The sequence below is a fragment of the Marinimicrobium koreense genome, from assembly GCF_003762925.1.
GTDB classification, from domain to species: domain Bacteria; phylum Pseudomonadota; class Gammaproteobacteria; order Pseudomonadales; family Cellvibrionaceae; genus Marinimicrobium; species Marinimicrobium koreense.
Genome location: NZ_RJUK01000001.1, coordinates 2,593,075 through 2,606,618 on the forward strand (window position 1 = coordinate 2,593,075; position 13,544 = coordinate 2,606,618).

8 protein-coding genes are annotated in these 13,544 nt (G+C 61.5%); 1 reads left to right on the plus strand and 7 read right to left on the minus strand.

The annotated features are described in order from the left end of the window. Window positions 1-63: 63 nt before the first annotated feature. Both recG and EDC38_RS11315 read right to left on the minus strand, forming a co-directional pair. On the minus strand, window positions 64-2,154 hold the full coding sequence (gene recG / locus EDC38_RS11310) for an ATP-dependent DNA helicase RecG (protein WP_123638591.1): 2,091 nt from the start codon (window positions 2,152-2,154) through the stop codon (window positions 64-66). Between the two features lie 12 nt (window positions 2,155-2,166). Continuing rightward, a complete protein-coding gene (locus EDC38_RS11315; RefSeq protein WP_024461613.1) occupies window positions 2,167-3,087 on the minus strand; it encodes a hydrogen peroxide-inducible genes activator in 921 nt (306 codons plus the stop codon). Between the two features lie 76 nt (window positions 3,088-3,163). Between EDC38_RS11315 and EDC38_RS11320 the strand changes: the two genes are divergently transcribed. Then, window positions 3,164-4,021 carry an SDR family oxidoreductase gene (locus EDC38_RS11320; RefSeq protein ID WP_123638592.1) on the plus strand — a complete coding sequence of 286 codons (858 nt, stop codon included), beginning with the start codon at window positions 3,164-3,166 and terminating at the stop codon, window positions 4,019-4,021. 9 nt (window positions 4,022-4,030) lie between these two features. Here the strand turns inward: EDC38_RS11320 and EDC38_RS11325 are convergent, their stop codons facing one another. The 5 genes from EDC38_RS11325 to EDC38_RS11345 all read right to left on the minus strand — a co-directional run bounded on the left by EDC38_RS11325 (window position 4,031) and on the right by EDC38_RS11345 (window position 13,435). Beyond that, on the minus strand, window positions 4,031-5,257 hold the full coding sequence (locus EDC38_RS11325) for a Dol-P-Glc:Glc(2)Man(9)GlcNAc(2)-PP-Dol alpha-1,2-glucosyltransferase (protein ID WP_123638593.1): 1,227 nt from the start codon (window positions 5,255-5,257) through the stop codon (window positions 4,031-4,033). Further along, the gene (gene recQ, locus EDC38_RS11330) at window positions 5,254-7,077 is read right to left on the minus strand and encodes a DNA helicase RecQ (protein WP_123638594.1); all 1,824 of its coding nucleotides are present in this window, start codon (window positions 7,075-7,077) and stop codon (window positions 5,254-5,256) included. The genes EDC38_RS11325 and recQ overlap by 4 nt, the downstream gene beginning before the upstream one ends. 524 nt (window positions 7,078-7,601) lie before the next feature. Further along, complete coding sequence (locus EDC38_RS11335; RefSeq protein ID WP_123638595.1) at window positions 7,602-10,103, minus strand: glycoside hydrolase family 9 protein; 2,502 nt, start codon at window positions 10,101-10,103, stop codon at window positions 7,602-7,604. Between the two features lie 29 nt (window positions 10,104-10,132). Continuing rightward, window positions 10,133-11,278, minus strand: coding sequence for a PD40 domain-containing protein (locus EDC38_RS11340; protein WP_123638596.1), 1,146 nt, complete (start codon window positions 11,276-11,278; stop codon window positions 10,133-10,135). Window positions 11,279-11,449: 171 nt separating this feature from the next. After that, window positions 11,450-13,435, minus strand: a complete 1,986-nt coding sequence (locus EDC38_RS11345; protein WP_123638597.1) for a glycoside hydrolase family 6 protein — start codon at window positions 13,433-13,435, stop codon at window positions 11,450-11,452. Between the last annotated feature and the right edge of the window lie 109 nt (window positions 13,436-13,544).

Sequence of the window (13,544 nt, forward strand, 5' to 3'; positions counted from 1 at the left end):
ATCTGTTATTCAGTTTAGTCGATGTCCGCCGGACCGCTGTCGACTGGTGCACAGTTTGGCGTCTTATACCTGAAAATATCGTCGGTTATCCCCCAGCCAACGTTCCATGATGGCATTGCACAGCGCCGGGTGCCGACCGAGCAGTTGTTGGGCGCCCGCCTGGACGCGGGGTAACAGATCGGCATCGCGCTGCAGATCCGCGATCCGGAACTGCATCTCCCCGGTCTGCCGGGTGCCCAGCACCTCACCGGGGCCGCGCAATTCCAGATCCCGCTCGGCAATCACAAAACCATCGCTGGAATCGCGCATCACCGCCAGGCGCTCCCGGCTCTGGCGCGAGAGCGGCGAGCCGTACAATAAAACGCAGTGACTGGCCTCGGAGCCGCGCCCTACCCGGCCGCGCAACTGGTGCAACTGAGCCAGGCCGAGTCGCTCGGGATTTTCGATGATCATCAAGCTGGCGTTGGGCACATCCACGCCCACCTCGATCACCGTGGTGGCTACCAGCAGATCCAGCTCCGCCGCCTTGAACGCCGCCATCACCGCCTCTTTTTCCTTGGCCTTGAGCCGACCGTGCACCAGCCCTACCCGCAGGTGCGGCAGGGCAGCCGCCAGGTTCTCCGCCGTGGCCTCCGCCGCCTGGGCGGCCAGGGTTTCGGATTCCTCAATCAGCGTACAGACCCAGTAGGCCTGACGGCCCTGCTCACAGGCACGGCTGACCCGCTCAATCACTTCCGGACGGCGTTGCTCGCTGATCACCACCGTGGTCACCGGCGTGCGGCCCGGGGGCAACTCATCAATCACCGAGGTATCCAGATCGGCGTAGGCGCTCATCGCCAGGGTCCGGGGGATGGGTGTGGCGGTCATGATCAACTGATGGGGACGCAGCCCGGTGCGACTGCCTTTCTGGCGCAACTCGAGGCGCTGGTGCACCCCGAAGCGATGCTGCTCGTCGATAATCACCAGCCCCAGATTGGCAAATTCGACCTCCTCCTGAAACAACGCATGGGTGCCCACCACAACCCTCGCCTCGCCGCTTGCCAGGCGGGCCAATTGCTCCCGGCGCCGGGCGGCGGTCAGCCGTCCGGTCAGCCAGCCCAGCTCAATCCCCAAAGGCTCAAGCCAGGCGCCAAAGTTGTTGCGGTGCTGCTCGGCCAGGATTTCCGTCGGCGCCATGATCGCCGCCTGATAGCCACTGGCCACGGCGGTCAGCGCCGCCAGAGCCGCCACCAGGGTTTTGCCCGAACCGACATCCCCCTGAACCAGGCGCAACATGGGGATGGGTTTGACCAGATCTTCGGCAATCTCCCGGCTGACCCGCTGCTGCGCGCCCGTCAGCTGAAAGGGCAGCTGGCTGAGAAACTGTTTGTGCAGCGCCGGATCCGGGGCCAGCGAGGGCGCACCCTCCGCCTGGGTCTGCTGACGCAGTACCAACAGGCTCAGGTGATGAGCCAGCAGCTCTTCAAACGCCAGTCGCTGCTGGTAGGGATGGGTGCCGTCCATCAGCCGCGCCACATCCGCCCGCCGGGGCGGCGCGTGCAGGTAGCGCAGGGCATCGGCCAAGGGTACTTGATCCAACTCCCGGCGTAGATCCTCAGGCAGAAGCTCGGTCAGCGGATGTCGATCGAGAAAGGTCAGGGCCTGGCTGGCCAGGGCGCGAATGCGCTGCTGGGTGAGTCCCTCGGTGGCGGGATAAACCGGGGTCAGCCGGTCATCCAGGGCCACGGCCTCGGCGCCGTCGAGAAATTCATACTCCGGGTGATAGAACTCCAGACCCGAGGCGCCCCGACGGCTCTCGCCAAAACAGCGCAGACGGGTACCCGGAGTCAGGCGCTGCTTCTGGGCGCCGGAGAAGTGATAAAACCGCAGGGTGGTGGTGCCCGAGCCGTCCTGCAGTCGGCAGACCAGGCTGCGGCGGCGTCCGTAGACCACATCCACCGCCCGAATCTCACCCTCAATCACGGCATTGACGTTGGGCTGCAGGGCCCCGATGGGGGTCACCCGGGTGCGGTCCAGGTAGCGCAGCGGCAGATGAAACAGCAGATCCTGAAGGGTGTTGATCCCCAGCTTGCCGAGCTTTTCCGCCAACTTGCCACCGACGCCTTTCAGGGCGGTGACGGATACTTGATCCAGGTTGGCCGGGTCCTTGGTCACGCAGCGCTCCGGTTATTTGGCGTCGGCGAGCCGGCACATATTGATGGCTTTGCGCAGTGCCTCAATGGCCTTGTAGCGAGGGAAGCTGGCCCGCCAGGCCAAGGCCACGGTGCGACTCGGTGCCGGCTGGGTGAACGGGCGCGTCACCAACATGTTGTTGGAATAGTTGGCCGTGACCGCCGCGGACATCGGCAGGATGGTGATCCCCAAGCCGGAGGCGACCATATGGCGCAGGGTTTCCAGAGAGCTGCCCTCGGCGGCGGTGCGGATGCGGCTGTGGGGGTCGTCCATGGACGACTGCAGGTTCGGGCAGGTGGCCAGCACCTGATCCCGGAAGCAGTGTCCCTCGCCGAGCAGGAGGACATTTTCGGCGTCCAGCTCGTCGGGGTGGATCGCCTCCTTTTCGGCCAGCGGATGATCGTGGGGCATCAACACGACAAAGGGCTCGTCGAACAGCGGCTGGGTCACCACGTCCGCCTCGGTAAAGGGCAGGGCCACAATGATCACGTCCAGCTCGCCTTTGCGCAATTTCTGGCGCAGCGTCGCGGTGTAACCCTCTTCCACGTACAGCGGCATTTTGCTGGCAATCTTCTGCAGTTCAGGGATAAAGTGCGGCAACAGGTAGGGGCCAATAGTAAAAATGGCCCCCACATGCAGGGGGCTACTAAGTTGGTCCTTGCCGGCGTTGGCGATATCCTTGATGGCGGCGGTCTGCTCCAGCACCAGATTGGCCTGGGCGACGATCTTCTCCCCCAGAGGTGTGGCCTGGACCCGGGACTTGGACCGCTCGAACAGGGCAACCCCCAGCTCTTCCTCCAGTTTCTTGACCGCGATGCTGAGGGTCGGCTGACTGACAAAACAGCGCTCGGCCGCGCGACCGAAATGCTGTTCCTGAGCGAGGGTTACGATATAGCGCAGTTCTGTTAAGGTCATGCTGATCCCGTAGTAGCTCTGACGCCCGGCGGAACCGCCCGGCACTCCGATAATCTGACCACAAGTTTGCCCTGTTATGATCGAAGACGCAAAGGTAAATAGCCAGAAACTATTGATCGTCGGTTGCGGCGATCTCGGCCGTCGCCTGGCGGAGCGCATGGCGCCCCTGGGGTACCGGGTCACCGGTCTGCGCCGCCAGCCTCCCGCCGACACCGGGAGCCTGCATTACCAAGCGGTGGATACCGCCGATGCAGCCGCCTTTGAGCGGGTTCTGGCCGAGGACTTTGACGTGATTGTGGTGACCATGACCCCCTCGGAGCGCGGCGATGAAGGCTACCGCCGGGCCTATGTGCAGACCTGCGAGCATCTGATGGCCGGGCTGAACGCCACCGGAGCCTCGCCGCGTCTGATTCTGTATGTGTCCAGCACCGGTGTCTATGGCCAGAGCGACGGTGAGTGGGTGGATGAATACAGCCCAACCCAGCCAAACCGCGCCAGCGGCGAACGTCTGCTGGAAGCGGAGCAGATTATTGCCCGGAGCGGTTTCGAGCACTGCGTTGTGCGCTTCAGCGGCATTTACGGCCCCGGCCGGGACCGCATGCAGACGCTGGTGCGCCAGGGCCGAGCCACCCTGAGCGGCCGCTACACCAACCGCATCCACGCCGATGATTGCGCCGGGGTGATGGCGCACCTGATTGAACGCCATCGCCAGGGACGCCCCATAGAATCACTGTATCTGGCGAGCGACGACGAGCCCGCCCCCATGGCGGAGGTGGTCAACTGGCTGGCCATGCAGATGAAAGTGGATCAGGCGCGCTTTGCTCCGGATGACGGCGGCCTCGGCAAGCGCTGCGACAATCGTAGGCTCAGAGCCAGCGGCTACGAATTCCGGTATCCAAGCTACCGCGAAGGATATGAGGCGTTGCTCAGGTAGGCCACTGGATTACAGGAAAAATAACCCGGTTACCGTGCCATACATGATAAACGCCGCCAGGGGAATGTATCCGGCGAGCGTCGCGAGCTCCACTCCCTGTGGCAGCGCGGGTCGCCACAGATTGATCAGCAGATACGCCGGAAAATAGTAGCGCGGGTCCACCATCGGGTGGGCCACCACCGCCAGGGGCGCAATGAGCAACAACCAGTAGCAGCGCCGATCCGGGTAGGGCATGACCACCAGCGTCAGTGCCATCCAGGCCATGGGCACAAACAGCAGCCCACGCAGCCACAGATACTCCTCCAGCAGATGCAGCCAGCCGTTGTGCACAAAGAAGGTGTAGTGCGTGCGGTTATAACCGTGCTCGTTCGCGTAAAAGCTCATATAAAACGCGAACGCCGCCAGCAGCAGCCCCCACACCCAGGGGCGCCGCAGCAGGCGGACAATGCGGGGCAGCTGCTGAAGACACAAGGGTAGAAACAGCAACCAGGCACAGAACAGAAAGCCGTAGAGGTTACTGAGGTTGAAGCGCATCATTGGGTGACTGCCACTGTCCCCGATCGCCACACCACCGTTGATCAACACAAAACCGATGAACGCGCCAAACAGCGCCAGAAAAACCGGCCCTCGCAACAGCGCATCCCGAAGCACGGCACGCCAGGCAAAAGGCCGACTTAGCGTCAGATGTTCCGTGGCCATATACAGGTAGGCCAGCCCCAGCCAGATGATGGCATCCTGACGGATCAACACCGCCCCGAAACCAAACAGGCCTGCCAGCCAGGGCCTGCGTTCAAGCACCGCCAGAAAACTGAGCGCAATAAGCAGCAGTGCCCACAGGTCGGTGTAGACCAGAAAGTAATAGGGAAATATCAGCGGTGCGAACAATAGTTGCGCGGTACGGGCCGAGGCGGTGGCGGGCCGATAACGGCGCACCATGCGGTAAAACACCGGCAATAGGCACAGCGCCACCAGCAGGTTGACCAAGCGCAGCAGATAATCGTGGTAATAACCGATCAGGTTCATCACCGAAGCGATGATCTGGTGATAGAAGGTGGGCGTGGTGATGGTGTCAAAGGGCTCGTTGCCCCCGACGTAGTAGTGCCAGATCTGATGCGCGTGGAAGCCCTCGTCAGAGGCCGGTCCACCCAGCACACAGGAGGCCGCGTAGCCGAAGACCACGCCGGCCCAGACAACCAGCCAGAGCGCAGCGCGGTTCGCCCCGGCATCTGCCGTCACTGGGCGTGCTCCACAGCCTCCGGAGTGCCCTGGAGCACCTCGAGGAAGTCGGCGCCAAAGCGCTCCAGCTTGCTGTCCCCCACACCGCTGACATCGAGCAGCTCACCCGGGGTCTGGGGCCGTCGCTCCAACATATCCCGCAAGGTCACATCGTGAAAAATGACGTAGGGAGGCACCCCGTGCTCTTCCGCCAGCCGGCGCCGGCAGGCGCGCAACGCCTCCCACAAAGGACGATCCGCCTCGGTAATATCGGCATCGGGGCGACGGGCGGTGCGGGTGCTGGTGGGCTTGCGGGTACGGATATCCCGGCGCAGGTGCACCCGCTGCTCGCCGCGCAGAATCGGTCGGCAACTCTCGGTCAGTTGCAGCCCGCCAAAGCCTTCCGGGTCCACATCCAGATAACCGGCCGCGACCAGTTGGCGCAACACGGCCCGCCACTCATCGGCGCTCATATCCTGACCAATACCGTAGGTGGACAGCTTGTCATGCCCCTGAGCCAGCACTTTTTCGTTACTGCTGCCGCGCAACACATCGACAATATGGGTGGCGCCAAAACGCTGGCCGGTGCGGTACACGCAGGAGAGAGCCTTCTGCACCGCCTCGGTGGCATCCCAGGTCTGGGGCGGGGTCAGGCAGGTGTCGCAATTGCCGCAAGGCTCATCCAGCGTATCGCCAAAATAGCGCAGCAGAATCTGCCGTCGGCAACTGGTGACTTCACACAGGCCCAGCATGGCGCTCAGGCGCTGCTGCTCCTGGCGTTTGAACTGGTCATTGCCTTCGGACGCGCCCATCATCTGGCGCAGCTTAACCACATCCTCCAGCCCGTACAGCAGCAGCGCCGTGGCGGGCTGGCCATCGCGTCCGGCCCGGCCGGTTTCCTGATAGTAGGCTTCAATGCTTTTGGGCAGATCCAGATGGGCGACAAAGCGCACATCGGGTTTATCAATGCCCATGCCGAAGGCGATGGTGGCCACCATTATGATGCCGTCCTCGCGCAGGAATCGGCTCTGGTGGGTTTCCCGCAGGTTCCCCGGCAAGCCGGCGTGGTAAGGCAGGGCGTTAAACCCCTCTTTCTGCAACCACTCGGCGGTCTGCTCCACTTTTTTGCGGGACAGACAGTAGACGATGCCCGCCTGCTGGGGGTACTCATCTTTGAGAAAACCCAGCAACTGGCGGCGCGGATTGTCTTTCTGCTGCACCCGATACTGAATATTGGGCCGGTCAAAGCCGACGATAAACTGCCGGGCCTCTTCGAGCTGCAGCCGCTCAATGATCTCTTCCCGGGTGCGCATATCCGCGGTGGCGGTCAGGGCGATACGCGGTACCTGGGGGAATTCGTTGTGCAGCAGATCCAGACGCAGGTAGTCGGCCCGGAAATCGTGCCCCCACTGGGCCACACAGTGCGCCTCATCAATCGCAAACAGGGCGATGTTGGCCTGGTGCAGAAGATCAAGGGTGCGCGGCTGGATGAGTCGTTCCGGGGCGATGTACAGCAGGTCCAGCTCACCATCGAGCAGGGCCCGCTCGGTGTCCACTACATCGGGCCAGGCGAGGGTGGAGTTCAGAAAACCGGCGCGCACGCCCAGCTCCCGCAGGGCGGTCACCTGGTCTTGCATCAGGGCGATCAGGGGGGAGATGACGATACCGGTGCCCGGTCGGGCGAGGGCGGGAATCTGATAACAGAGGGATTTGCCGCCGCCGGTGGGCATGAGCACGAGGGCGTCCTGGCCTTCAATGACGGCGTTGACGATGCGTTCCTGTTGGCCGCGAAAGTCGTGATAGCCGAAGACGTGCTGAAGAATGTCCTGAGGGTTCTGCATGGCGAGCAGTATACTGGGCGCCCCCTTTAAATGGTAGGCCACCCGAGGAAGAACGCGTAGGTCGGATTAGCGATAGCGTAATCCGACGAATGGTTTTTGGACTTCGCTCCGAATGCTACGGGAGGGTATACCTTTCCAAGAGACGGACTGAGCGCATCTCCACCCAGAACCTATCGGTTTGCATCACGTTCGGGCCAAGGAGGGGAAGCCCTTTCAAGACACGCCGTAAACCCATCCCTGGGGGCTCGACGCGCGGAGTCCCTCCGCTTACGGTCTTGAAAGGGCTTCCCCTCCTCGGCCCTAAATGCCTAATCTAACCCTATTTATGAACACCATAAGTGTCAAAACAAAAGGGGCTATTTCCCGAGACGTAAAGCCCGCTCCGCGGAGGGAGGGTATACCGTTTCGGGACCGTCACCCGCCTGGACGGCGGGTGTCGAGCCCCCATGGATGGGTTTACGGCGTGTCCCGGAACGGTATACCCTCCCGCAGCACTCTAGTCGAAGCACAATGCAACGACAGAGTCAGTCACACACGCTTCCATTTACCTCTGGCACTTGCGCGGAACCGCTGCCGCCCTTGCTCACCTGGAAGCCGAACTCCACGGACTGGCCCGGTTGCAGGGTGCCGTTCCAGCCCAGATCGGTGGCGGTATAAGGGTTGCTGCCAGAAACCTGTGCGTTCCAACTGTTGGTGACCGACGAGCCGTCTGAATACTCCCAGTTCACCGACCAGCCATTGATCGCCTGGGCTCCCGTGTTGCTGATCAGAATAGCCGCAGTGTAGCCCGTGCTCCACTCATTGCTGATCTGATACTCACACTCGGCCAGGCCGCCATTGTCGGAACTTGAACTCGAGCTGGACGACTCACTGCTCTCGGATTCGCTGCTGCTCTGACTGCTCTGCGAACTGGAGCTGGACGAGGAGCTGCTGTCGTCACCGACAATGCCATAGGGGTCCGGCTGGGACTCGCAGGTGCTCGGCGCGATGCAGCTCTGGTTATCCTCCCAACCCCAACCGCTCTGGGTCTGTTCGCACAGCGGGTACAGCGTGCCGTACCAGTTGCACTGTTGCCCTGCGGGTTCGGAAGACGAGGAGCTGGACGACGAACTGCTGGAGCTGCTGCTACTGGAACTCGACTCGCTGCTCGACGAACTGGAGGATGAACTGCTGGACGACGAGCTTGAGGAAGAGCTGGATGAATTGCCCCCTTCGGCGTAGTCATCATGGAAGGCGAGCACCCAGGCCAGCGCACTGTTCCAATTGATGGTGATCTCGTTGGTGGACCAGGCCTCGATATCATCCAAGTAGCAGGTGGCCGGAGCCGATTCGCAGCCGCTCAGGGCATTGCGGGAAACGTCGTCCTCCAGGCCGTAGTTCGGACCGCCGGCCAATGCACCGGGCGGTAGCCACGGATAGCTGCCATCAAGGGCGCCGGCCCAGAACCGGTGGTGCGGTTCGGTCAACGCGTCTTCGCCGTGCCCGGAGACAAACGAGAACGACAGGGTATTGCGACCGAAGAGGTAATCAATCCCCGAACCCACACCGTGAGCATACTGATCGTCTCCGGTGAAGTCGTAGGCCAGCCCCAACAGGAACAGCTTGTTGGCGATCACATTGTTCGACCCCCAATAGTATTCCTCATCAGTATTGGGCACCCGATAGCCGGTGTTGGCAATGGTGATCAGATGCGTGTCGGCCACCGACTGGATGTACTGTCGTGCATCGCTGCGCAGGCTGGCGGTGTGCTCGGACGGCACCGTGGCAAGGGACATAACCCCTGGCAGTTCCGTATCGGGCCAACCCCAGTCGATACGCTCCAGTTCATAGTTCTGCAGCGTCGGCAGGTAACGGCTGTCACCCGTGGTGATGTAAAGCTCTGCGGCGGCCCAGTAGAACTCATCGGCGGGTTCGTCGTCGCCGTAGGCGCCGCCACCGTTGTCGTAACCGCTGGTGTAGACATCCCCCGGATTCGCCTCGGCGGCGTCCCAGGCGCGCTCGGCGGCGGTCAGGCAACGATCGGAGAATTCACTGTCGATGTCGGCCCAAATACGGGCACATTGCGCCGCTGTTGCCGCCAGGTTCAGGGTGGCGGTCACACTCGGTGGTACCAGGGCCCGGGCACTGCTGTCTTCGTGCGGCGCCAAAGGCAGACCGGTCCAACCGACGTCATGCATTTTGTGGTGCGCCATACCGGCTTTGGCTTCACCCTGGGGCACCTGCATGGACAGCAGGAACTCCATTTGCCAACGCACTTCGTCTAGCAGATCGGGGATGCCGTTACCGCTCTCGGGAATGTTCATCGTACCGTCGGCAAAGCGATCCAGGTTGCCCCCCAGGTGCTGGGCGCGCTCGTACATATTGAGCAGTTTCCAGGCAGAGATGCCACCGTTGACCACATACTTGCCGTGATCGCCAGCGTCATACCAACCTTTGGTCACATCCAGTGAATAGTTACAGGTACCTTCCCAACAGGGAACGTCGTAGTCGCCCTGATTGACGCCCTGGTTCAGATGGCCGGCCGGACGGGACCAGCGGGCATCGGCCGCGTAGCTGGTGTTGCCACCGCCGGTGTACTGGGTTTCGATCTCGATGCCGCTGCGGTTGTGGTAAAAATATTTCAGCGAGTCGTATAGGGGGCCGGTAAAGTTGTCGGCCGAAATGGAGAACGGGTAGCTCTCATCACCGTCGATCATCAGCACATAGCCATCGCCTTCCACCGTGACATCGGAAAAGCCCAGATGGTGTACGTGATCACCAGACGCCGGGTCCTGGCCGACCGGCACGGTTGTGCCTTCGGCGACCAATGAGCCGTTCTGATACAGACGCCAGGCTTTGCCTACCGTGCTGTCACTGACATAGGTCGCGACTTTTTCGCCGTTGGGCAGATAACCCACCTGGTTCACCCGGGGGTTACCGACGTCGGCGAATGCCTGGGAAGCCGTTGCCAAAAGTACCGCGCTGGCCAGGGTGTTACGAGCCACGGTGAACCGTGACGATTGCCGATTTGAAGCTGTTACCTTCATGGTTATTATCTCCGATTATTGTTGGCGGTTCAGTTCCATTGCAGTAACGACTCGGGGGCGACGCGCTGATGCAATTCACGCACCTCCCTGCCCTCGAGATCCATCGTGCGCACAGACAAAGTACGCGCATCGAGTGTCTCGGCGAATAAAAAACCGATGCGACGCCCGTCCGGGGAAAACACCGGCGCCCCATGTCGGCCTTCGCCCTGAGTGAGCTGACGGGCATTGCCCGACCGGTCACTGAGAAAAATCTGCATACTGCCTTCGTACACCTGTTCGCGCTGCGTCTCGTCGTAATGGAAATCAAAATCCACCAGCGCGGCATAGAGCAGAGCATCCCCGTCCGCCGACCATTGCACCGGGTTCTGTACGTGATGCTCCGGGTTGGATAGACGCCGACGTTGCCCGGTCTTCAGGTCATACTGATATAACCGGCGGGCACGATCCGGGCTGTTGACGATGTAGGCCACGGCGGAGCCATCGGGGGACCAGCTCACCCCGGTAATGACAGAGCCGCGCTCTTCTGGCTGCAGGTACGGCAGCTCGGGATCACGCTCCCCCGGGGCCGCGACAAACTCCAGGCGCGATCGACCGGGATCAAACACCACCACCGCAAGAGCACGTCCGTCGGGAGCCCAGGCGTAGTCGAGAATGTCCCGGGCCTGAGTGACCGGAGTCGCGCCGCGCGCATTGAGCTCGACCACTTCCAGTGCGGCATTCCCGGGCCGGGCGTGAATATAGGCCACCGCCTCGCCGCTCGGACTGAAGCGGGGCGATACCGCACTGTCGTCAGTGTCGCTGATGAGCTCGGGCTCGGCATTGCCGGGTTCGAGCAGGAAGATCTGCAAGCGTTCGCGATCTTTGTCCAGATGAATCTGATCGCGACCGTGACGGTTGGACATAAACACCAGCGTTCCCTGCGGCGACCAGTGCGGTTGTAAATCCCGCCAGCGCTCGCTGACCAGAACCGGCCCGCTTTCCCCGGTCGGGGACACCCGCTGCAACTGGGTCACCGGGCCCATCTTTTTCTGTACAAACGTCAGTTGGCCGGCCGCTGTGGCCGACGAGTGGGATGTGGTCTGACAGCCCGTCAGGCCGATCAGCACCAGAATCAGTACACCGAGTGCGCACTGAAACCAAGGGGAATATTGAAATCGTAAACTTTCAGTACTCATGCAATAACGCTCAATCAAAGCCTGGCTGATTGTTGGCTGGCAAACAGAAGCGAGACGCCTCTATTGCGATTCGTACATCGGGAAGCACACCACCGCCCGAAGGCAGTGGTGTGCGACCGGCGGCGAAAGGGGGGAACACCGCCGGTCAATTTCACCTGTTTCCGCACAACATCAATCCAGCGGCGGATAGGCGTTCTGCAGGTACAGCTCGAAGGCCTCCGGGAACCAACGACCGGCATGCGGTGCATTGGGCAATGCTCCGGTGGGAACCCCGGCGTCTTCGTTGTTTTCATTGGGGTTACACATGCCATCGTGCTGCTTGGCCGGATCGTTCGGATCTGGCTCGAAATCCGGATCGGAGATACCGTCGGATTCACCCTGCGGTTTCACCCAGACATAGGCGTCGAGGCCCGGAGCCGGATTGGCTTGGGGACGCTCGCCCACACCACCGGGCTGGTTACACCAGTTCCCGCGATGGTGACGACGGTCGATGCGCGACTCATCCACATAGGTATCCAGATCCGTGCTGGTCGACACGCCCGTGGGACGATCCGGTCCACCCCAACCGTTACGGCCGGTGTCGATCAACATACCGATGTCACTCGGGAAGCCCTGTTGGATCATCGCCTGACGCCAGTCCTGCGCGAATTCGATTTCCCCGAAGTAGGGGTTCCATTCATAGAAGGAACTGGAGCGAACCGGCTGACCACCCACCTGCAGGCTGGGGTCGGGCAGATACGGCTCTTCCAGCGGCGTGTAGTTGGCCGAGTTGGTGACAAAGCCTGCGATGCTGTCCACACCTTTGTCAGTGCCTTTGATGGTATTGCCGATAAGCTGAACGGCTTCGCTGAAGTTGTCGCTCCAGCCCAGCCAACCGCTGTGGGCAATATCAACATAGGAATACACATTGGGCAGGGTGCTCAACTCATTGAGCGCGTGCTGAATGCCATCCTCGTAACCACCGGGTCCGGCCGCTTCCTGACAGTCGGGTTCATCAAGGTTGGTGACCAGATTGGGCAGGGAGTCGACTTCCACAATGGCGACGATGTGCAGGTCGCTGTATTCCGGCTGACCCAGCAGTTGCACGATCGGGGCGATATAGTCCTGCTGATAGATTTCGAAACCGTTCTCCGAAATCCGCAGCTCGCCGTTGGACGCCAGGGCGGCACAATCGCGATTGGGCAGGTTGTACACCACAAACATGAAGGTGTCCGCGCCCTGATTGACCGCTTCATCCAGGTGACCTTTCAGGCCGATACCGTCGGTGATCGCACCAATGCGATCCATCCACACGGCGGTATTTTCAAAGGCAATGGCCTCGCCACCGGGTTCCGCCAGTGCTTTTGCAGACCAGACCGGATCGACGTACAGGGTGGTGCCGTCAAATGGGTTGTCGACACGCGTGTAATTGCCATCGGAAGATGAGCTGCTGGAGGACGAACTGCTCTCGCTGGAGCTGCTGTCACTGCTTGAAGAATCAGAGCTGGAGGAGTCCGAACTGGACGACTCGCTGCTCGATGAGGAAGAGCTCGACGATGAAGAAGAGCTGCTGCTCCCGTCGCCATCGATCACCCCATAGGGGTCCGGTTGCGCCTCACAGGTGCTGCGGGCGATACAGCTTTCATTGTTTTCCCAGCCCCAACCACTGTCGGTGGTTTCGCACAGGGAGTAAGTCGTGCCGTACCAGTTGCACTGCTGCCCCGCGCCGCCCGGGTCACTGCTTGAGGAAGCACTGCTGTCAATCGATGAGGACTCGGAGCTCGAGCTGGAAGACGAACCGCCGTCTTCACAGAGCGCGCCTTCCAACATCGGCCGTTCCGCCGCGCCCCCGTTTTTGTCCACCTGAAAACCGAAGCTGACACTCTGCCCCGGCTGGAGCGTGCCATTCCAGCCCATATCACTGGCGGTATAGGGATTGCTTCCAGAGAACTCGGCGTTCCAGCCGTTGGTCATGCGGTTGGCGTCAAACGTCCAACTCACATCCCATCCGCTGACGGCGCTGGCACCGTCATTGGTCAGGGTGACCTCGGCGGTGTAGCCGTTATCCCATTCGTTATTGACCGAGTAGGCGCATTCGGCTGACGCGCCGTGACTGGCGGCGGCAATAGCCAACCCCAGCAACGCCAGACCACTGCCTTTTTTTACTGTCGTTATCATTGTATTGGATCTCCTTAAAACGTACTTGGAAAGTTAAGTACTGCGTCGCAAATGCCACCACCTCCCGGTGAGTCCGCCGACGACCTTTCGCCGACGGTAGTCGTTTCCC

Bases quoted from the DNA above. Each gene is read 5' to 3' on its own strand.
- EDC38_RS11315 (WP_024461613.1), bottom strand. From the start codon at position 3,087: ATGACCTTAACAGAACTGCGCTATATCGTAACCCTCGCTCAGGAACAG.
- EDC38_RS11320 (WP_123638592.1), top strand. From the start codon at position 3,164: ATGATCGAAGACGCAAAGGTAAATAGCCAGAAACTATTGATCGTCGGT.
- recQ (WP_123638594.1), bottom strand. From the start codon at position 7,077: ATGCAGAACCCTCAGGACATTCTTCAGCACGTCTTCGGCTATCACGAC.
- EDC38_RS11335 (WP_123638595.1), bottom strand. From the start codon at position 10,103: ATGAAGGTAACAGCTTCAAATCGGCAATCGTCACGGTTCACCGTGGCT.
- EDC38_RS11340 (WP_123638596.1), bottom strand. From the start codon at position 11,278: ATGAGTACTGAAAGTTTACGATTTCAATATTCCCCTTGGTTTCAGTGC.
- EDC38_RS11345 (WP_123638597.1), bottom strand. From the start codon at position 13,435: ATGATAACGACAGTAAAAAAAGGCAGTGGTCTGGCGTTGCTGGGGTTG.